Annotated in this window: 22 protein-coding genes and 1 pseudogene; 12 read left to right on the top strand and 11 right to left on the bottom strand. The window is 74.1% G+C overall.

The features are described from left to right. Positions 1-76: 76 nt before the first annotated feature. Genes DQ237_RS12430 through DQ237_RS12415 form a run of 4 tightly spaced genes read left to right on the top strand, consistent with a single transcriptional unit; the run spans position 77 to position 2,033 of the window. Positions 77-766, top strand: a complete 690-nt coding sequence (locus DQ237_RS12430; RefSeq protein WP_240619595.1) for an AzlC family ABC transporter permease — start codon at positions 77-79, stop codon at positions 764-766. Further along, the gene (locus tag DQ237_RS12425; RefSeq protein WP_113800439.1) at positions 763-1,074 is read left to right on the top strand and encodes an AzlD domain-containing protein; all 312 of its coding nucleotides are present in this window, start codon (positions 763-765) and stop codon (positions 1,072-1,074) included. The genes DQ237_RS12430 and DQ237_RS12425 overlap by 4 nt, the downstream gene beginning before the upstream one ends. A gap of 1 nt (position 1,075) precedes the next feature. After that, positions 1,076-1,393, top strand: coding sequence for a chorismate mutase (locus tag DQ237_RS12420; RefSeq protein ID WP_113800438.1), 318 nt, complete (start codon positions 1,076-1,078; stop codon positions 1,391-1,393). A gap of 10 nt (positions 1,394-1,403) precedes the next feature. Beyond that, positions 1,404-2,033 carry a DUF6518 family protein gene (locus tag DQ237_RS12415; protein ID WP_113800437.1) on the top strand — a complete coding sequence of 210 codons (630 nt, stop codon included), beginning with the start codon at positions 1,404-1,406 and terminating at the stop codon, positions 2,031-2,033. A 6-nt stretch (positions 2,034-2,039) separates the two neighbouring features. Here DQ237_RS12415 and DQ237_RS20225 read toward each other — a convergent pair. From DQ237_RS20225 to DQ237_RS12400, 3 genes and pseudogenes are all read right to left on the bottom strand, one after another. Then, positions 2,040-2,792 (bottom strand): annotated as a pseudogene (locus DQ237_RS20225) (MIP/aquaporin family protein). A 94-nt stretch (positions 2,793-2,886) separates the two neighbouring features. Next, the gene (locus DQ237_RS12405) at positions 2,887-3,390 is read right to left on the bottom strand and encodes a DUF1003 domain-containing protein (protein WP_113800436.1); all 504 of its coding nucleotides are present in this window, start codon (positions 3,388-3,390) and stop codon (positions 2,887-2,889) included. Next, positions 3,383-4,621, bottom strand: coding sequence for a magnesium transporter MgtE N-terminal domain-containing protein (locus DQ237_RS12400; protein ID WP_113800435.1), 1,239 nt, complete (start codon positions 4,619-4,621; stop codon positions 3,383-3,385). The genes DQ237_RS12405 and DQ237_RS12400 overlap by 8 nt, the downstream gene beginning before the upstream one ends. A gap of 100 nt (positions 4,622-4,721) precedes the next feature. Between DQ237_RS12400 and DQ237_RS12395 the strand changes: the two genes are divergently transcribed. From DQ237_RS12395 to DQ237_RS12385, 3 genes are all read left to right on the top strand, one after another. Next, positions 4,722-5,594, top strand: a complete 873-nt coding sequence (locus DQ237_RS12395) for a PhzF family phenazine biosynthesis protein (protein ID WP_113800434.1) — start codon at positions 4,722-4,724, stop codon at positions 5,592-5,594. Continuing rightward, positions 5,591-6,505 carry a DMT family transporter gene (locus DQ237_RS12390; protein WP_240619594.1) on the top strand — a complete coding sequence of 305 codons (915 nt, stop codon included), beginning with the start codon at positions 5,591-5,593 and terminating at the stop codon, positions 6,503-6,505. Before DQ237_RS12395 ends, DQ237_RS12390 begins: the two co-directional genes overlap by 4 nt. A 121-nt stretch (positions 6,506-6,626) precedes the next feature. Then, entirely contained in the window at positions 6,627-7,580 is a 954-nt protein-coding gene (locus DQ237_RS12385) for a CoA ester lyase (RefSeq protein WP_113800433.1), read from the top strand. A 53-nt stretch (positions 7,581-7,633) separates the two neighbouring features. Here DQ237_RS12385 and DQ237_RS12380 read toward each other — a convergent pair whose 3' ends face one another. The 3 genes from DQ237_RS12380 to DQ237_RS12370 all read right to left on the bottom strand — a co-directional run bounded on the left by DQ237_RS12380 (position 7,634) and on the right by DQ237_RS12370 (position 10,166). Then, entirely contained in the window at positions 7,634-8,308 is a 675-nt protein-coding gene (locus DQ237_RS12380) for a M23 family metallopeptidase (RefSeq protein WP_113800432.1), read from the bottom strand. Continuing rightward, positions 8,305-8,946, bottom strand: a complete 642-nt coding sequence (locus DQ237_RS12375) for a dihydrofolate reductase family protein (protein WP_113800431.1) — start codon at positions 8,944-8,946, stop codon at positions 8,305-8,307. Before DQ237_RS12375 ends, DQ237_RS12380 begins: the two co-directional genes overlap by 4 nt. Before the next feature lie 65 nt (positions 8,947-9,011). After that, positions 9,012-10,166 carry an acyl-CoA dehydrogenase family protein gene (locus DQ237_RS12370; protein WP_113800430.1) on the bottom strand — a complete coding sequence of 385 codons (1,155 nt, stop codon included), beginning with the start codon at positions 10,164-10,166 and terminating at the stop codon, positions 9,012-9,014. A 119-nt stretch (positions 10,167-10,285) separates the two neighbouring features. Between DQ237_RS12370 and DQ237_RS12365 the strand changes: the two genes are divergently transcribed. Beyond that, positions 10,286-11,482, top strand: coding sequence for an acyl-CoA dehydrogenase family protein (locus tag DQ237_RS12365; protein ID WP_113800429.1), 1,197 nt, complete (start codon positions 10,286-10,288; stop codon positions 11,480-11,482). Positions 11,483-11,531: 49 nt separating this feature from the next. Here DQ237_RS12365 and DQ237_RS12360 read toward each other — a convergent pair whose 3' ends face one another. From DQ237_RS12360 to DQ237_RS12340, 5 genes are all read right to left on the bottom strand, one after another. Beyond that, a complete protein-coding gene (locus DQ237_RS12360) occupies positions 11,532-12,233 on the bottom strand; it encodes a DUF4230 domain-containing protein (RefSeq protein WP_113800428.1) in 702 nt (233 codons plus the stop codon). A gap of 131 nt (positions 12,234-12,364) precedes the next feature. Then, positions 12,365-13,147, bottom strand: a complete 783-nt coding sequence (locus DQ237_RS12355; RefSeq protein WP_113800544.1) for an ABC transporter permease — start codon at positions 13,145-13,147, stop codon at positions 12,365-12,367. Between the two features lie 5 nt (positions 13,148-13,152). Next, a complete protein-coding gene (locus DQ237_RS12350) occupies positions 13,153-14,094 on the bottom strand; it encodes an ATP-binding cassette domain-containing protein (protein ID WP_113800427.1) in 942 nt (313 codons plus the stop codon). A gap of 27 nt (positions 14,095-14,121) precedes the next feature. Then, positions 14,122-14,913 carry a DUF4097 family beta strand repeat-containing protein gene (locus tag DQ237_RS12345; protein WP_113800426.1) on the bottom strand — a complete coding sequence of 264 codons (792 nt, stop codon included), beginning with the start codon at positions 14,911-14,913 and terminating at the stop codon, positions 14,122-14,124. 84 nt (positions 14,914-14,997) lie between these two features. Then, positions 14,998-15,510, bottom strand: coding sequence for a hypothetical protein (locus DQ237_RS12340; protein WP_113800425.1), 513 nt, complete (start codon positions 15,508-15,510; stop codon positions 14,998-15,000). A 117-nt stretch (positions 15,511-15,627) separates the two neighbouring features. On the opposite strand from DQ237_RS12340, the gene DQ237_RS12335 reads away from it, so the two are divergent. From DQ237_RS12335 to DQ237_RS12320, 4 genes are all read left to right on the top strand, one after another. Further along, positions 15,628-16,563, top strand: a complete 936-nt coding sequence (locus tag DQ237_RS12335; protein WP_113800424.1) for an NADP-dependent oxidoreductase — start codon at positions 15,628-15,630, stop codon at positions 16,561-16,563. A 230-nt stretch (positions 16,564-16,793) separates the two neighbouring features. Further along, positions 16,794-19,508: a hypothetical protein gene (locus DQ237_RS12330; RefSeq protein ID WP_147251800.1), complete on the top strand. Its 2,715-nt coding sequence runs from the start codon at positions 16,794-16,796 to the stop codon at positions 19,506-19,508. Position 19,509: 1 nt separating this feature from the next. Next, complete coding sequence (locus tag DQ237_RS12325) at positions 19,510-20,793, top strand: amino acid ABC transporter substrate-binding protein (protein WP_113800422.1); 1,284 nt, start codon at positions 19,510-19,512, stop codon at positions 20,791-20,793. 12 nt (positions 20,794-20,805) lie between these two features. Further along, positions 20,806-22,833 (top strand): serine/threonine-protein kinase, encoded by a 2,028-nt coding sequence (locus DQ237_RS12320; protein WP_113800421.1) that lies wholly within the window; start codon positions 20,806-20,808, stop codon positions 22,831-22,833. Positions 22,834-22,846 lie beyond the last annotated feature (13 nt).

Here is a 22,846-nt window from a genome sequence, read left to right as displayed (position 1 = left end):
TGTACGGCGGGCGTCGTGCCGCGCCGCCCTCCGGAGGGTGATCTGGCGCGCACGTGGCACTCACTAGGGTCGGCGCGTGCCCGACGATCGTTCCCGCACCCTGCGCGACTCGATGGGGCTGGGACTGGCAGTCGGGCTGTACGGCGTCGCGTTCGGCGCCTCGGCCGACGCGGCCGGCCTCGACGCCTGGCAGGCGATGGTCCTCTCCGCGCTGATGTTCAGCGGGGCTTCGCAGTTCGCCCTCGTCGGCGTGGTCGGCGCGGGGGGTGGTGCGGCCGCGGCCGTCGGCAGTGCGCTGCTCCTCGGCACCCGGAACACCGTCTACGGGGTGCGCATGGCCCCGCTGCTCGCCCCGCGCGGCCTGCTGCGACGGGCCGGGGCGGCGCAGCTGGTCATCGACGAGACGACGGCCATGGCGGTGGCCGCCCCCGACCGGGAGACGGGGCGGCTGGCGTTCTGGGCCACCGGGCTCAGCATCTACCTCGGCTGGAACGTCATGACCCTGGTCGGCGTCCTCGGCGCCTCCGGACTGGGCGGCACCGCGGAGGCCGCGCTGGACTCGGTCGTGCCGGCGGCCTTCCTCGCCCTGCTCTGGCCCCGGCTGCGGCGCGGGTTCGGGGAGCACGGAGTGCAGCGGCGGGTGGCGCTCGGCGGGGCGGTGGTCGCACTGGCACTGACGCCGGTCGTGCCCGCGGGGGTGCAGGTGATCGTCGCGGCGGGAGCCGTCGCGCTGGCCGGGCGGCCCCGGCGGGAGGTGGTGGCATGAGCGAACTCTGGATCGCCGTCGTGGCGGCCTCCGTCGGCTGCTACCTGCTGAAGCTGGCCGGGCTCTCGGTGCCTGCCTCCTGGGTGGAGCAGCCGTGGGTGGCCCGGGTGGTCGACTTCGTGCCGGCGGCTCTGCTGGCCGCGCTGGTGGCGGTGCAGACCTTGAGCAGCGGGAACGACCTGGTCGTCGACGGCCGGGTGGTCGGTCTGGGCGTGGCGGCGGTGGCGCTCGCGCTCCGGGCGCCGTTCATCGTCGTCATCCTGCTCGCGGGGATCGCAGGAGCGCTCGTGCACGTCGTGGGGAGCTGAGATGACCGGGACGAGTGACGAGCTCGCCGGGGTGCGCGAGCGCATCGACCGCCTGGACGAGGAGCTCGTCGGGCTGCTGGCCCGCCGGGAGGCGCTGGTGCGCGAGGCCGGTCGGCTGAAGCGGACCGCCGCCGCGGTGCGCGCCCCCGCCCGGGTGGAGGAGGTCATCGCCCGCGCGCGGGAGCGGGCGGCCGTGGCGGGCGCCTCCGCAGAGGTGGTCGAGCGCACCTACCGGGCGATGATCGCCGCCTTCGTCGACCTGGAGCTCGCCGCGACCGACCTCGCCGACGAGCGGCCGACGGATGGCACGGCCGACTGACCCACGCCCGATGACAGCTCTCGGGCGCCGAGGTGCCCTCGCCCTGTCCGCCGTCACCGGCGTGCTGGCCGGGGTGGCGGCGAAGGCGGCGGACGAGTCGGGCTGGCAGGCGGCCGCCGACCTCGGCACCTATCCGGCCGCCTGGGTGCTCGCCGTCGTGCTGGTCGGCCGGTCCGCGCCGACCGCGGTGGCCGCGGCTGCCCGGGCCGCGGTCTTCTTCGCGGCCATGACGCTGGCCTACTACGCCTACGCCGCCTGGGTGCTGCACTTCGGCTGGAGCCGGCTCCTGCCGGTGTGGCTTGTGCTGTCCGCGACCGCGGTCGCCGTGACCGCCGCCGGTTCGTGGTGGGCCACCCGGCGGTCGGGGCCGCTGCCGGGCGCGGGGCTCGCCCTGGCCGGCGGGATCGCGCTGGCCGGAGGGGCGTTCCTGCCGCTGTGGCGCCGGCTCACCGGCACGGCGGCCGAGGGCGAGCTGCTGCTGCATCCGGTGCAGGGTGTCGTCGACGGCGTGGTGGCCGTGCTGCTGGTCGCCATGCTGCCCCGGCACCTGACGACCCGGCTGTGGGGTCTCGCGCTGCTCGCGCCGATGACCTGGCTGGCGCTCCGGCTGTTCGACCGGTTCTCGGGGCTGATCAGCTGACGGAGGTCACTCCGGTGGTTCCCCGTCCCCGAGGAACCGGTCGTAGAGGACGGCGGCGAGGATGCCGCCGAGCGTCGGGGCGAGGAGGTAGAGCCACAGCGGCGCCAGCTCGCCGGCGAGCAGGTCGGGACCGAAGGCGCGGGCAGGGTTCACCGCGCCGCCGGTGAGGGGGCCGGCCACGAAGATGCCGGCCGCCAGGGCGAAGCCGACGGCCACGGGGGCGACCGAGCCCTCCGCCCGGTCGTCGGTGGCGACGGCGATCACCACGAGGACCAGCAGGAAGGTGACCAGGAGCTCCACGAGGAACGCGCGCCCGGAGGAGACTCCCTCGGCGGGCACCGTCGCGCCCAGCTCCCCCTCGTCCCGGCCGGGAGAGCCGTAGACGGCCCACGTCGCCAAGGCCCCGACGACGCCGCCGGCCAGTTGCGCGGCGACGTAGCTGCCCGCGGCCCGCTACGGGAAACGCCCGGTCACCGCCAGGCCCAGGGTCACCGCCGGGTTGAGGTGGCACCCCGACACGTGCCCGAACGCCGCGGCCAGGGCGGTCAGGGTCAGCCCGAACGCGAGGACGACCGCGAGGGAGTCGTAGCTCCCCCCGGCCGCGGCGACCGCCGTGCCCGTCCCGACGAACACGAGCAGTACCGTTCCGACGAGCTCGGTGACCGACGCGCGCACCAGGCGGGTGCCGATCTCACTCCCGTACAGCCCTCGGCTGCTGCCGCGGGCGACGTGCTGCGTACCGGTACCGCTCGAACTCATGACGTCCCGCCCCCCGTGAGCCCGCCGCTCGCGGACGGACGGGTCCGGAGTGCCCATCGGGACGCCGCCGACACATGGAGCCCGCGGGGCGCTGTCAGCCGACGGGGTCGCGCCGCCGCTTCTCGCGCCGTTCCTCGCCGTCGTCGCTGTTCATGCGGTTGAGCTCACCGCGGATGAAGTCGCGGGTGGCCAGCTCACCGATGGCCACGCGCAGCGCGGCCAGCTCGCGGGCCACGTACTCGGTGTCGGCCCGGGTCTGCGCGGCGCGCGTCCGGTCCTCCTCGGCCTGCACCCGATCGCGGTCGGCCTGCCGGTTCTGCGCCAGCAGGATCAGCGGCGCGGCGTAGGCGGCCTGGGTGGAGAAGGCCAGGTTCAGCAGGATGAAGGGGTACGGGTCCCACCGGAGCTTCACGGCGAACACGTTCAGCCCGATCCAGACGCCCACGATGATCGTCTGGACGGCGAGGAACCGGCCGGTGCCCAGGAAGCGTGCGATCCCCTCGGCGAACCGGCCGACGGCGTCGGGGTTGAACCGCAGGAAGGCGCCGAACCGCCTGGCGCTCCCGCGGGGGACGTCGAGGCGGGGGGTGTCAGCCACGGCGCGACCGCTCCCGCCAGTCGTCGGGCAGCAGGTGGTCCAGGACGTCGTCGACGCTGACCGCGCCCACGAGCCGGCCCTGGGCGTCGACCACCGGGGCGGCCACCAGGTTGTAGGTGGCGAAGTAGTGGGTGACCTCGGCGAGCGGCGCCTCCGGACGCAGCGGCTCGAGGTCGTCGAGCACGCCGCTCACCAACGTCGAGGGTGGCTCCCGCAGCAGCCGCTGGATGTGCGCGAGGCCCAGGTAGCGGCCGGTCGGGGTGGCCGACGGGGGGCGGCACACGTACACCTGGCTGGCCAGCGAGGGGGTGAGCTCGGGCTGGCGGACGCGGGCCAGCGCCTCGGCGATCGTGGCGTCCGGCGTCAGGATCACCGGCTCGCTGGTCATGATGCCGCCGGCGGTGTCCTCGGAGTACTTGAGCAGCTGCCGGACCGGCTCCGCCTCGTCGGGCTCCATCAGCTCCAGCAGCCGGTTGCGGTCGACGTTGGGCAGCTCCGACAACAGGTCCGCGGCGTCGTCGGGATCCATCTCCTCGAGGACGTCGGCGGCACGGCTCTCCTCGAGGGTGCCCAGGATGGTGATCTGCTCGGCCTCGGGGAGCTCGCCGAGGACGTCGGCCAGCCGCTCGTCGTCCATCGCCTCGGCGACCTCGTGCCGGCGCTTGATCGGCAGCTCCTGCAGCGCGTGCGCCATGTCCGCGGCGTTGAGCTCCCGGTAGGTGGCGATCAGCGTCTCGGCGCCCTGGCCGGTCTGGGGGAGGGCGAGCCCGCTCACCTCGTCCCACGCGACCTGGTGCAGCTGTCCGCGGCGGCCGATCCGGCCCGGTTCCTGGACGGCGAGGCGCGAGAGCACCCAGTCGCCGGTGCGGGTCTGCTCCATCCCGGCGTCGACGACGTGCGCCGGGCGCCCGGACTCCAGGATCGTCACCTGCCGGTCCAGCAGCTCGCCGAGGACGAGGGTCTCGCCGGCCCGCTGCTCGAAGCGCTTGAGGTTGAGCGTGCCCGACGCGAGCATCACCGCCCCCGGGTCGATGGCGGTGACCCGGCCCATCGGCACGAAGATGCGGCGGCGGGCCACGACCTCGACGACCACGCCGAGGACCCGGGGGGCTGCGGTGCCGACGCGCAGCGCGATCACCACGTCGCGCACCTTGCCGACGCGGTCGCCGTTCGGGTCGAAGACGGTCAGGCCCGCCAGACGGGACACGTAGGCCCTGGTCACGGTGGTCACGGACCCTCCTCGCCGGCGCTCGTCGGCCCCTCGATCGGGGTGCGGTGTCCTGCGGTGACCTCGTCCCGAGGCTGCCGAGCGCTGAGGTTACCGTCGCACCGTGACCGCCCCGGAGACGCTGACCTACGAGATCGTCGACGTGTTCGCCCCCCGGGCCTTCGCGGGGAACCCGCTGGCCGTCGTCCTCGACGCCGACGGCCTGACCACCGAGCAGTGCCAGGCGCTGGCGAACGAGTTCCACCTGTCGGAGACGTCGTTCCTCTCCGCCCCCACCGAGCCGGGTGCGGACTACCGGGTGCGGATCTTCACGACCGCGACCGAGCTGCCCTTCGCCGGCCACCCCAGCGTCGGGGCGGCGCACACGCTGGTGCGCACCGGGCGGCTGTCCGCCGGAACCCTGCGCCAGGAGTGCGGCGCCGGCGTGCTGGACGTCGTGGTCGACGGCGACGGCGCCACCCTCACCGGGAGCCGCCCGACGCTGGCCGACGGGCCGGCCGCCGACGAGCTCGCCCTGGCCATGGGGCTGACCGCGGCCGACACCACCGGTGTGCCCGTCGCGATCGCCGGCTGCGGGCTGCCCTTCACCTACCTGTCCGTCTCCCGCGAGGCCGTCGACCGGGCCGTCCCCGACACGGCCGCGCTGACCCCGCTCGGGGTCGCCGAAGGCGTGTCGGTGCTGTCCTGGGACGCCGCGACGGCGACCGCCTACGCCCGGGTGTTCGCCCAGGCGGACGCGTGGGAGGACCCGGCCACGGGCTCGGCGGCGCTGGGCACCGGGGTGTGGTTGGTGGAGAGCGGCCTGCTCGCCGGCGAGGGGACGTCGTCCTACACGGTCCGCCAGGGCGAGGCGATGGGACGCCCGTCCGTGCTGGAGTGCACCGTCACCGCCACCGGGGGCCGCGCGGTCGCCGCCACGGTGCGGGGTGCGGTCGTCCCGGTGGCCTCGGGGCGGATCAGGGTCCCCTCCTCGTGACGACCGACGCCTGGGCGCTGCACCGGCCGGGCGCCCGCGACGTCGGCCTCATGGCGGTGGCGGTCGTCGGCATCTCGCTGTCCGGCCCGCTCACGGCGATGGTCCTGGCTCCCGTGCTGGCCATCGCGTTCTGGCGCAACGCCGTCGGCGCGGCGGCGATGCTGCCGGTGCTGCTCACCCGGGAGCGCTCCACGCTGCAGGGCCTGCGGCTGCGTGACCTGCGGAGCTCCGCGCTGGCCGGGCTGTTCCTCGCCGCCCACTTCGCGGCCTGGCTGCCGAGCCTCAACATGACGACGGTCGCCGCCTCGATCGCGCTGGTCACCACCACCCCGATCTGGACGGCGCTGGCCGCCCGCATCTCCGGCGTGCGGCTGCCGGCCGCCGTCTGGTGGGGGCTGGTCATCGCGGTGGTCGGCGCGGCGCTCATCGCGGGCGTCGACCTCACCGTGAGCCCCCGCGCGGTCGCCGGCGACGGGCTGGCCCTGCTCGGCGCGGTCGCCGCGGGCGGGTACGTGCTGGCGGGGGCCCGGGCGCGGGAGCGGCTGGCCACCTCGGCGTACACCGTCGTCTGCTACTCGATCTGCGCCCTGGTGCTGGCGCTCGCCGCGCTCGTGGTCGGCGTGCCGCTGTCCGGGTTCAGCGCCCGCGACTGGTGGCTGATCGCGGCGATCACGTTCGTCGCCCAGCTGCTCGGCCACACCGTGTTCAACCTCGTCGTCTCCACGGTCGGGCCGACGATCGTGAGCCTCGCGATCCTGCTCGAGGTGCCGGGCTCGCTGATCGTGGCGCTGGTGCTGCTGGGCGAGACGCCACCGCTGCTGGCGCTGCCCGGGATGGCGGCCGTCGTGGTCGGGGTGGCGCTGGTGGTGCGGGCCAGCCGGCCGAGGACGCTGGTGGAGCCCGCCACCTAGCAGTGTCCTCAGCCACAACCGGTCACCCGTCCGGCGGTCGGGGGCATCGCCGGGTCGGCGGCGTGATCACCGCGTCGCTACCCTCCGGTAACCGACTTTCCCGAGAAGCAGCGGAGGCACCGTGGCCGAGCTCCGATCCCGTCGTTCCAACCTCGCCGTCCCGGGCAGCAACCCCCGGTTCCTGGAGAAGGCCAAGGGCCTGCCGGCCGACCAGGTCTTCCTCGACCTGGAGGACGCGTGCGCGCCGCTGGCCAAGCCCGGCGCCCGCAAGAACATCGTCGCGGCGCTGAACGAGGGCGGCTGGGGCGACAAGATCCGCACCGTCCGCGTCAACGACTGGACGACGGAGTGGACCTATCGCGACGTCATCGAGGTCGTCGAGGGCGCCGGTGCGAACCTCGACTGCATCATGCTGCCGAAGGTGCAGGACGCCGCCCAGGTCAAGGCGCTGGACTTCCTGCTCAGCCAGATCGAGAAGGCCAACGGGCTCGAGGTCGGCCGGATCGGCATCGAGGCGCAGATCGAGACGGCGCAGGGCCTGATCAACGTCAACGACATCGCGTTCGCCAGCGACCGCATCGAGACGATCATCTTCGGCCCCGCCGACTTCATGGCCTCGATCAACATGAAGTCGCTGGTCGTGGGCGCCCTGCACCCCGACTACCCGGGTGACCCGTTCCACTACATCCTCATGCAGATCCTCATGGCCGCCCGTGCCCGCGGCGTGCAGGCCATCGACGGCCCGTTCCTGCAGGTGCGCGACGTGCCCGCCTTCGAGGAGGTCGCCAAGCGGTCCGCCGTCCTCGGGTTCGACGGCAAGTGGGTGCTGCACCCGGGCCAGATCGACGCAGCGAACGAGATCTACGCGCCGTCGCAGGAGGACTTCGACCACGCCGAGCTGATCCTCGACGCCTACGACTACTACACGTCGGAGGCCGGTGGGAAGAAGGGCTCGGCCATGCTCGGCGACGAGATGATCGACGAGGCCAGCCGCAAGATGGCCCTGGTCATCGCCGGCAAGGGCCGCGCCGCCGGCATGCAGCGGACGTCGACCTTCACGCCGCCCGAGGCGTAGGCATCGGACACGCGAACGGCCGCTCGGGAACCCCCGGGCGGCCGTTCGTCGTCTCAGCGCACGGGCTCCACGATCGAGCCCTCACCGGGCATCCCGCCGTCGCGCGCCAGCGGCCGGCCCCGCCGGGGCCACTCGCGGAAGCGCTGGAACCCGATCGGGAGACCGCGGGCCACGCCGAGGTCGACGCTGTCCATGGCCTGCACGTGCACGTGGGGCTGGGTGGAGTTGCCGGAGTTGCCGCATTCGGCGAGCTGGTCGCCCGCGGCCACCTGCTGCCCCACCCGCACGCGCAGCGACCCGGCACGCAGGTGCACGAGCGCCACGAAGGCGTTGCCCCCGGGCAGCGCCAGGACCACGCGGTTGCCCGCGACGGCATCGACGCCGCGCCGCAGCCGGGCGGCCTGCCCGAGCGCGTAGGGGAGCAGTGCCACCTGCGATCGTCGTGCCTCGTGGTCGGGCTCCCCGTCGTGCACGTCCACCACGGTGCCGGCGGCCGGGGCCAGGATCGGCCGCCCGAAGGAGACGAAGCGCTCCGCCGGCTCGGTGCCGAGGACGGTGCGCCAGTCCCGGACCGCAGCGGTGCGGTGCCGCTCGTCCACCCCGACGAAGTCGACCGCGTACCGCTGACCCAGGACGTCGACCCCGTGGCTGGGGACCCGCCGTGCCGGGCTGTTCTGCGTCAGCCACCGGCCCTCGAACGGCAACCGGAGCAGCAGCGGTCCGGTCATCTCCGCCAGAACAGGTGGTGGGTGACCCCGCTCGGGCTGGGGACGACGTCGCAGTGGTACCGGTCGCGCAGCTCGTCGGGGGACTCCCAGAGCCGCACCCCGGAGCCGAGCCGCACGGGTGCGACGGCCACGTGCAGCGTGTCGACGAGGTCGGCGTCGAGGAACTCCCGGATCGTGGTCGCCCCACCGCCGAGGCGGACGTCCTTGCCGCGCGCCGCCGCCTTCGCCTGCTCGAGGACCGCCTCCGGCTCGCCGTCGACGAAGTGGAACGTGGTGTCCGACAGCGTGAGCGACGGCCGGGGGTGATGGGTCAGCACGAACACCGGCGTGTGGAACGGCGGCTCCGCACCCCACCAGCCCTGCCAGTCGGGGTCGTGCGGACCGCGGTGCGGGCTGAACTTGTTGCGGCCCATGATCTCGGCGCCGATGTCGTGCGTGAAGTCGCGGGTGAAGTAGTCGTCGAGGCCCCGGCTCCCGCCGGGATCGGTCCGGTTGGGCCAGCTGGCAGTCGCGCCCGCCCAGGACATCAGGTCCACGGGGTTCGCGTGCCCGAAGGGGCGTTCCAGGCTCTGGCCCTCGCCGGCGCCGAAGCCGTCGCTGGAGACGGCGAAGTTCTGGACTCTGAGCAGCTGGGGCAACGGGTCTCCTCCGTGGTCGGTGCGGTGAGGACCCTCGCGGGGCCCGGAACTCATCGGCCGGTGGGTCAGCCGGGGCCGCCGCGCTCCACCAGCTGCCGGGCGATGACGGTGCGCTGGATCTCGTTGGTGCCCTCGCCGACGATCATCAGCGGAGCGTCGCGGAAGTAGCGCTCGACGTCGAACTCGGTCGAGTAGCCGTACCCGCCGTGGATGCGGACGGCGTTCAGCGCCACCTGCATGGCGGTCTCGGATGCGAACAGCTTGGCCATGCCGGCCTCCAGGTCGCACCGCTGCCCGCTCTCGGCGCGCTCGGCGGCGTGCAGGACGAGCAGCCGGGCCGCGGTCAGCGATGTCGCCATGTCGGCGAGGTAGTTGCCGATGGACTGGTGCTGCCAGATCGGCTTGCCGAAGCTCTCCCGTTCCTGGGCGTAGCGCAGCGCGTCGTCGAACGCGGCCTGCCCGACGCCGAGGGCTCGGGCGGCCACCTGGATCCGGCCGGTCTCCAGGCCGGTCATCATCTGCGCGAAGCCGCGGCCCTCGACCCCTCCCAGGACGGCGTCCGGGGGCGCGCGGTACCCGTCGAAGGAGAGCTCGCAGCTCTCGACCCCCTTGTAGCCGAGCTTCGGCAGGTCGCGGGAGACGGTGAGCCCCGGCCCGTGCTCGACCAGCAGGACCGAGATGCCCGCGTGGCGGGGCCGGGCCTCCGGATCGGTCTTGCACAGCAGCGCGATCAGCTGGGAGCGGCGCGAGTTGGTGATCCAGGTCTTGGCGCCGTCGATCCGGTACCCGTCGTCGTCCCGGCGGGCCGTGGTCGTCATCGCCTGCAGGTCCGAGCCACCGCCGGGCTCGGTGAGCGCCATGGTCGCGCGCACCTCCCCGGTGGCCATCCGCGGCAGCCATCGCTCCTGCTGCTCCCGGGTGCCGAAGGCGACGAGCAGCTTCGCGACGACGGTGTGCCCGCCCATCGCCCCGGCCAGCGACATCCAGCCACGCGCGAGCTCGGCAGTCACCAGGGCGTAGCAGGGCATCGACACCGGTGCCTCGCCCCACGGCTCCGGGACGGCGAGGCCGAAGACGCCGAGCTCCTTCATCCGCTCGACCAGCGCCTCGGGGTAGGTGTCGGAGTGCTCGAGCTCGCGGGCGACGGGGCGCACGTCGCGGTCGACGAACTCGCGGACCGCCTCCACGATCGCCTGTTCCTCGGCGCTGAGCGTGGTCACGGCGGCTCCCTCTCCCCGGCGGCCGACTCCGGCAGCGTGAGCAGGCACACGCCGGGTGGCGCGCGGCGGTGGCCCATACTGCCCGGTAACAACGGACACCGGAGTCCCGGAGGAGACCGATGACCCGCCTGGCGCAGACCGCTGACCTGACCGACATCCAGCAGGAGATCCTGTCGACGGTCAGGAGCTTCGTCGACCGCGAGATCATCCCGCACGCGCAGGAGCTGGAGCACGGCGACATCTACCCGCAGGAGATCGTCGACGGGCTCAAGGAGCTCGGCATCTTCGGGCTGATGATCCCCGAGGAGTACGGCGGCCTCGGCGAGTCGCTGCTGACCTACGCCCTGGTGGTCGAGGAGATCGCCCGCGGCTGGATGAGCGTCTCCGGCGTCATCAACACCCACTTCATCGTGGCCTACCTGCTCCGCCAGCACGGCACGCAGGAGCAGAAGGAGTACTACCTCCCGCGCATGGCCACCGGCGAGGTGCGCGGCGCCTTCTCCATGTCCGAGCCGGGCCTGGGCTCCGACGTCGCCGCGATCCGCACCAAGGCGACCAAGAACGCCGACGGGAACTACACGATCAACGGCCAGAAGATGTGGCTGACCAACGGTGGCAGCTCCACCCTGGTCGCCGCCCTCGTGCGCACCGACGAGGGCGCGGAGAAGGCGCACGAGAACCTGACGACGTTCCTCGTCGAGAAGCCGGCCGGCTTCGGCGAGGTCAAGCCGGGCATCACCATCCCCGGCAAGATCGCGAAGATGGGCTACAAGGGCGTCGACACCACCGAGCTGGTGTTCGACGGCTACGAGGCCAAGGCGAGCGACATCCTCGGTGGCGTGCCCGGCAAGGGCTTCGCGCACATGATGGACGGCGTCGAGGTCGGCCGGGTCAACGTGGCCGCCCGCGCCTGCGGCATCTCCATCCGCGCCTTCGAGCTGGCCATCGCCTACGCGCAGCAGCGGGAGACCTTCGGCAAGCCGATCGCCCAGCACCAGGCGATCGCCTTCCAGCTCGCCGAGATGGCGATCAAGGTCGAGGCCGCGCACCTGATGATGGTCAACGCCGCCCGGCTCAAGGACGCCGGCAAGCGCAGCGACGTCGAGTCGGGCATGGCCAAGACCCTGGCCAGCGAGTACTGCGCCGAGGTGACCACGCAGTCCTTCCGCATCCACGGCGGCTACGGCTACTCCAAGGAGTACGAGATCGAGCGCCTCATGCGCGAGGCGCCGTTCCTGCTCATCGGCGAGGGCACCAGCGAGATCCAGAAGACGATCATCAGCCGCGGCCTGCTGAGGACCTACAAGCAGAAGTAGGCCCGCACCGTCGGCAGCCCGGGACCACGAGGTCCCGGGCTGTCGGCGTTCAGCGGTCCTGGTCGGCCGTCCCGGCGAAGCGGACCTCGACCTGCTCGACGCCGAGTGACCCGGCGAGGCCGGTGAGCATGTCGCGGGTGTTGGTCTCGGCGCGCTCGCGGAGGTCGCTCCTGGCGGCCGCGGCGGCCAGCCGGTCCTCGGCCAGCGCGTACAGCTCGGTGTCGTCGACGGGGTCGTCGCCCACGGCGTCACCGATCCGCTCGACCAGCCCGCGGTCCCGGTCGAGGACGTGGCTCTCGTCCGGGTCGATGCGGACGTCGTCCAGCCGCGGTGCCGGCAGCTCGACGGTCGCCGACGTCCCGTCCGCGGAGAGGGTGATCGCGCCCGCGCCCAGCTCGGCGAAGTCGACGTAGGCGTCGGCCGTGCCCGTGGCGAGGAACTCGACGCGCTCGCCGCTGATCACCGACGGCACGTACCGGGTGTCCACCTCGCGGTCGACGACGACCTGGAAGGTGCCGCTCGCGGCGTGGTACTCGTGCAGGTCCTGCAGGGCGAGCAGGAGGGGTGTCGTGCTGCGGTCGACGACGTCCTGACCGAACGGGTCCTCGGGCACGAGACCGGCGAGCTGGATCCCGAGCGGCACGAGGACCGCCGCGCCCGCACCGGCTACCAGCACCCGGACGGGCACCCGGCGGCGGCGAGGACCTGCGGACTCGACGGGCACGGGGCGGGACTCCAGCGACGTGGGCATGCACGGCCTCTCGGGTCAGGGGGAGGGAGTGGTGCGCTCCCGGTGGAGCGACCGGCCGTCGCCGCTCATTCCCGACACGACGCCAGGCCCAGGACCGGAGGGTCCTGGGCCTGGCCTCGCGTCGCGAGCGTTCAGCGGGCGGGGCGGTTCTCGTAGTTGCGGCGGGCCCAGAGGTAGCCGACCAGCGCGATGACGGCGCACCAGGCTCCCGAGATCACGGCGCTGGAACCGATCTCGGTCCCGGTGAGCAGGCCGCGCAGCGTCTCGATGAACGGGGTGAAGGGCTGGTGCTCGGCGAACCAGCGCAGTCCCGCGGGCATCGAGTCCACCGGCACGAACCCGCTGCCGAAGAACGGCAGGAGCATCAGCGGCATCGGCAGGTTGCTGGCGCCCTCGACGGTCTTGGAGTGCAGCCCCAGCGCCACGCAGAACCAGGAGATCGCGAAGCTCACCAGGGCCACGAAGCCGATCGCGGCCAGCCACTCCAGGGCGTTCGCCGAGGGGCGGAAGCCCACCAGCAGGGCGACCCCGACCACCGGGACCAGCCCGATGAGTGTCTGGACGACGGCCCCCACCACGTGGCCGGCGAGCACGGCGCCGCGGGAGATCGACATGGTGCGGAACCGGGCGATGATCCCCTCGGTCATGTCCATGGCGACCGCGATCGCGGTGCCCTGGGCGGCCGCGCCGACGGCCAGCACGAGCAGCCCCGGCGTCAGGTAGTCGGCGTACTCCGCCCGACCGCCCGAGGGCCCGCCGAGCCCCGCGCCCAGCGTGCCGCCGAAGACGAACACGAACAGCAGGAGCATGACGATGGGCACCGCTGCGGTGATCAGGGTCAGGCCGGGGTAGCGCTTCGCCCGCGTGAGGTTGCGGCGGAGCATGGTGGTGGAGTCGCTGATCGTCAGGCCCATCGCGGTCACGAAGGCACCTCCTCGGGGGTCGGCCGGCCGGTCAGGGCCAGGAAGACGTCGTCCAGGTCGGGGATCTGCAGGGTCAGGTCGGCGACCTCGATGGCCGCGTCGTCCAGTCGGGCGAGCACGTCCTTGAGCGCGCGCACGCCGCCGTCGCTCGGGACGTCGAGTGCCAGGGCGTCGGCGTCCACGGCAGCGGACGGGAACAGCCGGGCGGCCTCGTCCAGCGGGCGCCGGTCGGCGAACAGCAACCGCACCGAGGCGCCGGGCACCTGCCGCTTGAGCTCGGTCGCGGTGCCCTCGGCGACCAGCCGGCCGCCGTCGAGCACCCCGATGCGGTCGGCGAGCTGGTCGGCCTCCTCGAGGTACTGCGTCGTCAGCAGCACCGTGACGCCGTCGGCGACCAGGCCGCGCACGACGTCCCAGACCGCGCGCCGGCTGCGCGGGTCCAGCCCGGTGGTCGGCTCGTCCAGGAACACGATCCGCGGCTCGCCCATCAGGCCCATGGCCAGGTCGAGCTTGCGGCGCATGCCGCCGGAGTACGTCGACGGGTGAGCGGTGGCCGCCTCGACGAGGTCGAAGCGCTCCAGGAGGTCCGCCGCGCGGGCAGCGCCCTTCGTGCGGCCCAGGTGCAGCAGGTCGGCGACGAGGCGGAGGTTCTCCGCACCGGTGAGCAGGTTGTCGACGGCGGTGAACTGGCCGGTGACGGCGATGGCGCCGCGCACCGACCGTGCCTCGCGGGCGACGTCGAACCCGGCGACCCGGACCTGGCCGGCGTCGGCGGGGGTGAGGGTGGACAGGATGTCGACCGTGGTGGTCTTGCCCGAGCCGTTGGGGCCGAGCAGGGCGAAGACCGAGCCCTCCGGGACGGTGAGGTCCAGGCCGTCGAGCACGACCTGGTCGCCGAAGGACTTGCGCAGTCCTCGGACGGAGATGGCGGGTTCCATGGCGGGTGTCCTCTCGGGAGCGGCGGGTCAGGCGCGGCGGACGACGACGTCGCCGTAGGCGGTGCGGGCACGGACCTCGACGGTCTCGACGGCGTCGTCGGGCCCGTCGGCGGCGTCGAGCAGGTTGCGGACCCGGCCGGCGCCGGCCTGGACGTCGAGCCAGGCGGCGGTGCCCTGGCGGATGCCGGTCTCGACCGTGCCGTAGGAGGTCTCCAGCCAGAGCGAGCCGCGGACCGCCTCGACGACCCGCACCTGGCCGTACTTGGTGGTGGCGTGCACCGAGCCGAGCGCGCGGTCGATCCAGATGTCGCCGGCGGAGGAGTCCAGGCGCATGCTCCCGCCGGCCGAACCCACGCGGACCTGGCCGTAGGAGGTGCCGGCCTCGACGTCCGCCTCGGCTCGGACCACCTCGACGTCGCCGGCGCTGCTGCGGGCGGTGACACCGGCGGCCGTGTCGACCCGGATGTCGCCGGCCTTGCTCGCCACCCGCACGTCGGCGAACCGGCCGTCGCAGTCGACGTCTCCGAAGCCGGACTCGACGTGCAGTTCCGAGCCCTCGGGGAGGCGGACGTCGATCTCGACCGAGGCGGACGGGCCGAACAGCATCAGCCGGAGCCGGCGGGGTGTCGTCACGAGCAGTCGGCCGTCGGCGAACTCGACGCGGGTCTCCTTCGCGGCCTGGACGTCGCCCGTCTTCGCGGGGTTCGCGGGGCGGACCTCCACCTCGGTGGTGGTGCGCTCCTCTGCCCGCACGCGCACGGTGCCGGCGGCGAGGTCGATGCGGGCGGTGACGGGGTCGGGGGTCGGGAACGTGGGCATGGCGGTGCCCTCCTCAGGGCGCGGGTGGGACACCCACGGCCGGGCGGCCGGGGTGGAGGTGCGGTGGAGCGGGAGAGGCCGGGGCTAGCGGGCCCAGCCCGTGAACTGCTGGCCGGTCGACCACCGGCCGCTGCGCTGGGGCTCGGCCGGGGGAGTGCGGGAGCCGGCGTCCAGTGCGGTGGAGACGGCTCGGACCAGCCAGGTGTTCACCGACGAGCCGGACTCCGCGGCGGCCTCCTCGACGCGGTACTTGAGCGTCTCGGGGAGCCGGAGGGTGATCCGGATCGTGCTGCCGTCGTCGGTGTCCGGTGCCGTCGCCGCAGCGGGTGCGGGGGAGGGATCCGGTTCGGGAGCCGGCGGGTGGGTGACGGCGAAGCCGATGTCGCCGCCGCGCAGGCGCACGTCGACGGAGCCGGGGGCGAGCTGCGAGGTGATCTCCTCGGCGGCCATCGACAGCGCGCTGAGCAGAGCCAGGCGGACCGACGACTCGAGCGGCGCGGTGAGTCGCTCGGCCAGGGCTCGGGCGTCCTCGCCGCCGGCCTCGGCGGCGACGGTGAGCTCGTGGCGGAGTTGCTCGACGAAGGGCGTCAGGTCCATGACGTCACTATGACATCACATTGACGTCACCACAACCCTGTTCTGATGTCACGTGACATCAGGGTGGCTCCGGGCCCCGATCGAGCGTTCCCGCGGGGCAGGCGGTAGGCACGTCGTATGCGCGCTGCGGGAGTGACCGAGTTCGGTGGGCCGGAGGCCCTGCACATCGTCGACGTGGAGCCCGAGCCCCTCGGCCCGGGTAAGGTGCGGCTGCGGGTGGCGGCGGCAGCGGTCAGCCCGACCGACACCCATGCCCGCTCCGGTGCCTATGCCGAGAGGGACCCGGTGAAGACGCCGCCGTGGGTGCCGGGCATGGACGTCGCCGGCGTCGTCACCGAACTGGGGGAAGGGGTCGACCACCTGGCCGTGGGCGACCTCGCCATGGGCATCGTCGTCCCCTTCGGTCCCTACGGCGCCTACCGGGAGGACAAGGTCCTGCCGGCGAACTCGGTCGTGCGGGCGCCGAAGGGAGCCAGCGCCGTCGAGGCGTCGACGCTGCCGATGAACGGGCTCACCGCCCGGTTCTCCCTCGACCTCATGGGCCTGCAGCCGGGGGAGGTCCTGGCGGTCACGGGCGCGGCGGGGGCCTACGGCGGCTACGTGATCCAGCTGGCCAAGGCCGACGGGCTGACGGTGGTCGCCGACGCCTCGGAGGCCGACGAGGAACTGGTCCGCTCGCTGGGCGCCGATGTCGTCGTGCGCCGTGGGGACGACGTCGCCGATCGGATCCGGCAGCACGTCCCGGACGGCGTCCACGGGTTGGCCGACGGCTCGGTCCAGGACGAGCTCGTGCTGCCGGCGGTGCGGGACGGGGGAGCGGTCGCGACCGTGCGCGGCTACCGGGGCAACGGGGAGCGGGGGCTGCGGTTCTTCCCCACGCTGGTGCGGAAGGTCGCCGAGGACCGGGAGGGGCTGGATCGGCTGCGCCAGCAGGTGGAGGACGGCGTGGTGACCCTGCGCGTGGCCCGCACCTTCCCGGCCGAGCAGGCCGCCGAGGCGCACCGCGTGCTCGAGGCCGGCGGCGTGCGCGGGCGGCTCGTCCTCACCTTCTGAGTTCGCCGGGCGGAGTCGGTCCCGCCGTGCCAGGGTCGGGTGCGCGCGTGTCGCACCCGACCCGGTCCGGCGCCGGTCCGCAGATGCTGAACCAGGGATGGACCGATACGGACCGGTCCGTCTACTGTCTCGGCGAACACCCACCCCGGATGTCCCACCGATGACGACCTGGACCGTCGTCCGTCGGCGCTCGGGGATGGGCTGACGGACTGAGCGCGGGGAGAACGTTCGTGGGCAGCACACGCCTGGTCGGATCCGGTCGAGGACGCCGCTGGGGGGTGACGGCCGGGGCGACCGTGGTGCTCCTCGGCGGCGGTGCCGCCATGGCACCGATCGTCTTCGCCGAGGAGGCGCCGCAGCGAGCGCTGCAGGCGGTCACCGTGGAGCTCGCGTCCGACGGCGCGGTCACCGGCCTCACCTCCGCGCTGGTCAGCCGCGGGGAGGACGGCGAGGACCCGACGACCCGGACGACCGCGCTGAACCCCGCGGAGCACGCCGGCGACCTCCCCGTCCGGGTCACGACCTCGTGGCGGCACGACGGCCGCGTCGGCACCGACCTCGCCGACGTCGAGGGCGTCGACGGCCGGGTCGAGATCAACGTGACCGTGCAGAACCTGACCGGCCGCCCCGAGCGCTTCCGGTACGACGCCAACGGCGTGGCCCGCGAGAGCTACGAGATCGTGACGACGCCGATGACCGTCGTCGCGAGCGCCGTCCTCCCCGGTGACGGCGCCGCGACGCTGGTGCGTCCGCAGGCCGCGGCGACCGAACCCGGCACCACCAACGGCGTGATCACCACCGAGGACGACGCGACCACGGTCCAGTGGGCCTCGATCCTCGCGCCGCCGCGCCTCCAGCCGAGCACCACCTTCACGCTGGTGCAGGACGCGCAGGACTTCGAGCTCCCCGCGATCAACCTGGCCGTGCAGCCGGGCGTGGCGACCGACGACTCGGTCGCGCGCCTGGTCAGCGACATCTTCGGCGGCTCCGCGCAGACCGTGGGGTCGGAGAACCACACGATCGGCCTCATCGCGAACGTCAACGCCACCCTGGCCCAGGTGACCGACAGCCTGCAGACGGTGCGCGAGACGCTCGCGGTGAACGCCGGTCAGGTCGGCGCGGCGGCCACCACGGCGCTGCGTGCGACCGCCGCCTCGGTCGACTCCTCCGCCCAAGCGGTCCTGCGGGACCTGCGCGCGCTCGAGAGCTCCATGGGCTCGACGGTCAGCGCCACGAACAGCAGCGCGCTCGGGGCGCTGGACGAGAGCGTGCAGGGCGTCCTCGACTTCTTCGGGTCCCCGGCGCCGACCAGCGGCCCCACGCCTCCGACGGCCTGCGGTGACCAGGCGGCGGCGCAGCCGCCGGCCAGCACCCTGCTGGGTCAGCTCGACACGGTCAGCCGTCAGCTTCGGCAGCTCGCCGACGCCAGCGGTGACTGCGTGGCGGACCTGAAGGCCTCGCTGCAGGACACGATCGGAATCTCGGCGGACTGCCCGGCCGGCTCGGAGTCGCTCGTCTGCCGCCTCGTCGACGCCGGTGACCAGCTCGAGACCGTCGCCGACGAGGTGAAGACCCGCGGCCAGGACATCTCCTCGACGCTCGACCTCGACCTGGTCACCGACCTGCGCACCTGGCTCACCACGCTGGAGGGCGACGTCTCCGGGCTCAAGGGCCAGGCAGCCTCGTTGCAGCAGACGATGCGGACGACCCCGCAGGCCCTCCCCGGGATCGTCGGGGAGCTCCGGGGGCAGCTGACCGCGGCGCTGAACCGGCTGAACGCACCGCTCACGAACGGTCTGTCGGTGGACCAGGCGCTCGACGAGGTGCGGGGTGTCATCGACGCGCGCCTGAACGGGCCGGACAGCGAGGCCCTGGAGCGACTCCGGGCGCTGGTCCTGTCGACCTGTCCCGCCGACCCGGCCACGGCCGCGACCCCGGCCCAGGACGCCGTGCGCGTGGCGATCGACGGGAGGACCTGCGCAGGGACGGCGGTCGAAGGCGCCTACGAGTCGTCGGTCCAGGCGGGTCTCGACGCCGACAGGCTCGCTGTTCTCGGCGGACTCGGCAAGGCCGACGCCGGCGTGGCGGACGTGATCGAGGACCTGGACGCGGTCGGTCGGCTCATCGACGGGCTTCCCACGAAGGTGGACGGCGCCTTCGACGGCCAGCTCGACGCCCAGGTGACGCAGCTGGTGGCGCTGCTGAGCCAGCTCGACGAGCCCAGCGCCACCGAGGAGGCACCTCTCGAGGCGCTCAAGGAGAGCATCGAGGCGCTCGAGGTGAACCGCGGCTCGGTCAAGACCGGTCTGCAGGCCATCCTCGACGAGGCGGAGGGGGCCGTCCGCACCGACGCCCGCGGCAGGGTCGAGGACGCGCGGTCCAAGGCCGAGGGGGCCCGCGACGAGGCCGACAGCGGGCTCGGTGACCTGTCCAGGGGCATGAGCGAGAGCCTCAACGGGTCCGCCGAGCAGCAGCTCGCGCAGGGCAAGGCCGTCGTCGTCGCGCAGACCGCACGCCTGGCGGCGGTCGAGGCCGCCGCTGAGCAGGAGCTCGACGCCGCGGCCCAGGCGGCGATCGGACAGCTGGCGGCGCAGATCACGCTGGCCAACCAGTCGCAGGCGGCGGCCGCCCAGGCGCTGCAGGAGCAGCTGCAGAAGGTGCTGCTGGACCTGGGCTCCGCGGCCGAGGGCCGGGGACTGCTGGGCGTCATCCAGAACAGCGCCGGCCAGACGGGTGTGCGTACCGAGCAGGTGGCGCAGACCAGCGAGAGCGCCGCAAGCTTCCGAGGTGTGCGGCAGGCCGAGGTGGCCGACGCGCAGCTGGAGCAGCAGCAGTTCGCGCGGTCGCTGCAGGCCGCCCAGCGGTTCCAGCCGTTCGCCGAGGAGCTCCCGAAGGGCTCGGTCTCGGCCACGGTCTTCTGCTTCCGCATCGGCGGGGAGAACTGACGTGCGGCGACCGCTGATCTGCCTGGCCGTCGCGGCGACGGTCCTCACCGGTGGCTGCACCTCGGACGAGGCGGCCCCGGACAGCGAGGACTTCGAGCCCGCACCGGCACCGACGGTCGATCTCGCGCTGCTGCAGAACCTCGACGCCCCGCTGAAGGTCGGCCTGGTCGTGACCGGCTCCGGAGCGCGCGGTCAGGGCGCGGAGTTCGCCGCCCCGGCGGCCGGCGCCCGCGTCGCGGAGTTCCGCCTCGACGGCACCGAGGAGGACCGGCTGCAGCTCCAGGTCGTCGACGACCGCGGCACTCCCGAGGGTGCGCTCGCCGCGACCCAGCAGCTGCTGGACGCGCGGGTCGCCGGGATCGTCTACGCCTCCGCCGGCACGCATCTCGACCCGGCGCTGGACCTCGCCTCCTCGGCGGGCACCGCGGTGCTGCTGCCCTACGACAGCCGGGACGACGTCGCCGCCGACACCACGTGGCGGACCGGGCCCAGCGACGAGCAGGTCGCCGGCGCCGTCGGGGCGATGATGGCCGGCCGCGGTCAGCGCAACCCGGTCGCGTTCACCGGTGAGGGCACGGGCGAGGCGCTCGCCGCCCTCGCTCCGGCCGACCGCCGGGTGACCATCGCGGCCGGTGACGCCCTGGCCGGCCAGGTGGCGGCGGCCGCGCAGCCGCTGGTCGACGGCGCCGCCGACTCGGTGGTCGTGTCCGCTTCCGCGGAGACCTCGGCCGAGGTCGTGGCGGCCCTGCAGGGCCGGGTGCCGACCGCCCCGGTCGTGCTCGAGCCGCCGGCGCTGTCGCCGGCCTTCGCCGCGCGGCTCACCGACCTGGGCTCCGCCGGTGGCGCGACCACGGCGGGGCAGTTCTTCACCGTCGGCCCCGCCGCCACCGACTCCTCCACGGACGAGGGCGTCGTCCGCTTCCTCGACGCCGTCCGCCTCGCCGCGCAGGACGCCGACGTCCCGTCCCTGTCGGGCACCGACGGCTTCGGCCGCCTGGGGGCCGCGACCGCCGACGTCCGCAGCCACGACGCGGTCGTGGCCCTGGCCGCCGCGGCGGCCGGCGCGGGTTCCACCGAGCCGTCCGCCGTCCTCGCTGCGCTGCGCACCCTCTCGCTCGGCGCCGACGACGGACTGGCCGGCCCGGCGCTCGCCTTCGCCGACCGGCAGGCCCTGCCCGACGACGGCGTCGCGGTGCTGCAGTCGACCACGCGCGGTGCCGAGCGGGGGGTCGAGCAGGACGCGCCCGCGCTCTCCTGGTTCGTCCTGCCCGACGGCGAGGGCTGATAGGACCACCCCATGCAGACGACCCGCGCGCTCGGGAGCCGCTACGTCCTCGAGCGGCAGCTCGGGTCCGGCGCGATGGGGCAGGTGTGGGCCGCCCTCGACCAGCGCACCGGCGAGACGGTGGCGGCGAAGCTGCTGCGGCCGGAGTTCGCCCGCGACCCGGAGATCCTCACCCGGTTCGTGCAGGAGCGCTCGATCCTGCTGGACCTGGTGCACCCCCACGTGGTGCGCGTCCGCGACCTGGTGGTCGAGGGCGAGGACCTCGCCATCGTCATGGACCTGGTCGAGGGTGCCGACCTGCGCGCCCGGCTCCGCGCCGCGGGGACGCTGCCGCCCGCGGAGGCCGCCCGGATCACTGCCGACGTCCTCGAGGCGCTGGCGGCCGCGCACGCCGGCGGGGTGCTGCACCGGGACGTCAAGCCCGACAACGTGCTGCTGACCGACGAGGACCCACCCGGCGTCCGGCTCGGTGACTTCAGCATCGCCCGGCTCGCCCAGGAGACGACGGTCCGCATGACCGGCGTCCTCGGCACTCCGGACTACATGGCGCCGGAGATCTTCACCGCCGAGACGGTCAGCGCCGCCTCCGACGTCTACGCCACGGGGATCGTCCTCTACGAGCTGCTGGCCGGCCGTCCGCCGTTCGCCGGGGGCGGCACGGGCTACGCGGTGGCCAACCGGCACGTGACCGCCGAGCCGCCACCGGTCCCCGGGATCCCGGCTGCCCTCGCGGCGGTGCTGCAGGCGCTCCTCGCCAAGGAGCCCGACCGGCGGCCCCGCGCGGAGGCCGCCGCTGCCTCGCTGCGCGATCTGCTGCCCGCCCTCGACGGGCTGCCGGCGCTGCCCGTGGCCCCCGAGCCGACGTCGTGGAAGGCGGCGGGCACCGGCCCCGCTCCGGCCTTCGGCGTCCTCGGCCACCGCCCGGTCGACGAGCTCGACCCCGGGCGCACGAACGTGAAGGCTGCGTCGCCCGGCCCCGCCGCGGAGCTCTCCGCGCCCACGACGGGCGAAGCCGCTCCGTGGGTCGCGCCGAGCACCGACGACGAGCTGGCCTCGGCCCGGACCCAGCTGCGGCCACGGCAGGCTCCGGCGCACGCGGCGCCGGAGGTGGAGGTGGAGCCGGTCGCGTCGCCCGGCCGGCTCCGCGACCGGCGCACCTGGCTGGTCGTCGGCGGCTCGCTGGCCGCCGTGGCGGCGGTCGTCGGGGTCGTCGCGCTGGCCGGTTCCGGTGATCCGGACGACCGGAGCGGTACCCGCGGCGGCGGGGGCGGCCCGGCGTCCGCGGACGCGCTGACCGTCTCCGGCCCCACCGAGCGGCTCCCGTCGGGGCTCACCGTCGTCCGGGAGGGCGCCTACGACGCGGAGGCGGGCGTGCTCACGACCACCGTCACGTGGTCGTCCGAGACCTCGCTCCCCGGCCCGCTGTTCGAGGCGGTCCCCGCCGCCGAGGACGGCACGGCCTGTCCCGACGTCACCTGGGACGTCGCCGCCGTGCGGGACGTGACACCCGGCCTCCCGGTCACCGCGTGCGGATGGGAGGTGCCGGTCGACGTCCCTGCCGGCGCCGAGGTCACCGCCAGCTACACCGTGCCGTTCGAGCTGGAGGAGGACGGCGACATGCAGGCGCTGCGGGAGCGGCTGGTCGGTGCCGGCACGTCGACCGGAGCCGCGCTCGACGGGCTGACGGGCACCCCGGTCTACGCCGCGCAGCGGCTGGAGGACCTGGAGGTGCAGATCGACGGCACGGTGCGGGTGAGCGCGCCGGTCGGCATGGTCGTCGTCCCGGTCTGGCGCGGGACCGACGCCGCGGACAACATCTCCGTGCTCTTCAGCAGCCGCAACCCCCAGCCGACGCTCCTGCTGCAGCAGCTCGGCGGCGACCTCGAGGTGCGCACCGACGACTGCACCGGCTCGCTGGCCTTCACCGACCGGGTGCCGTACGCCAACACGGTGGGTTCGGGCTGCACGGTGTCGGTGCGGCTTGGTGAGATCGAGGCCCGCAGCCGCAGCTTCGACGTGCTGCAGAACAGCGCGGGCTGAGACCGGGAGGGAG

Source organism: Blastococcus sp. TF02-8 (assembly GCF_003319175.1).
Classification (GTDB): domain Bacteria; phylum Actinomycetota; class Actinomycetes; order Mycobacteriales; family Geodermatophilaceae; genus Blastococcus.
Note: the sequence above shows the minus strand (reverse complement) of the source record. Positions and strands in the feature narration are given on the sequence as shown.

Coding starts and splice junctions, on each gene's coding strand:
- DQ237_RS12425 (WP_113800439.1), top strand. CDS start 763: ATGAGCGAACTCTGGATCGCCGTCGTGGCGGCCTCCGTCGGCTGCTAC.
- DQ237_RS12420 (WP_113800438.1), top strand. CDS start 1,076: ATGACCGGGACGAGTGACGAGCTCGCCGGGGTGCGCGAGCGCATCGAC.
- DQ237_RS12415 (WP_113800437.1), top strand. CDS start 1,404: ATGACAGCTCTCGGGCGCCGAGGTGCCCTCGCCCTGTCCGCCGTCACC.
- DQ237_RS12380 (WP_113800432.1), bottom strand. CDS start 8,308: ATGACCGGACCGCTGCTGCTCCGGTTGCCGTTCGAGGGCCGGTGGCTG.
- DQ237_RS12365 (WP_113800429.1), top strand. CDS start 10,286: ATGACCCGCCTGGCGCAGACCGCTGACCTGACCGACATCCAGCAGGAG.
- DQ237_RS12360 (WP_113800428.1), bottom strand. CDS start 12,233: ATGCCCACGTCGCTGGAGTCCCGCCCCGTGCCCGTCGAGTCCGCAGGT.
- DQ237_RS12355 (WP_113800544.1), bottom strand. CDS start 13,147: ATGGGCCTGACGATCAGCGACTCCACCACCATGCTCCGCCGCAACCTC.
- DQ237_RS12350 (WP_113800427.1), bottom strand. CDS start 14,094: ATGGAACCCGCCATCTCCGTCCGAGGACTGCGCAAGTCCTTCGGCGAC.
- DQ237_RS12345 (WP_113800426.1), bottom strand. CDS start 14,913: ATGCCCACGTTCCCGACCCCCGACCCCGTCACCGCCCGCATCGACCTC.
- DQ237_RS12340 (WP_113800425.1), bottom strand. CDS start 15,510: ATGGACCTGACGCCCTTCGTCGAGCAACTCCGCCACGAGCTCACCGTC.
- DQ237_RS12335 (WP_113800424.1), top strand. CDS start 15,628: ATGCGCGCTGCGGGAGTGACCGAGTTCGGTGGGCCGGAGGCCCTGCAC.
- DQ237_RS12320 (WP_113800421.1), top strand. CDS start 20,806: ATGCAGACGACCCGCGCGCTCGGGAGCCGCTACGTCCTCGAGCGGCAG.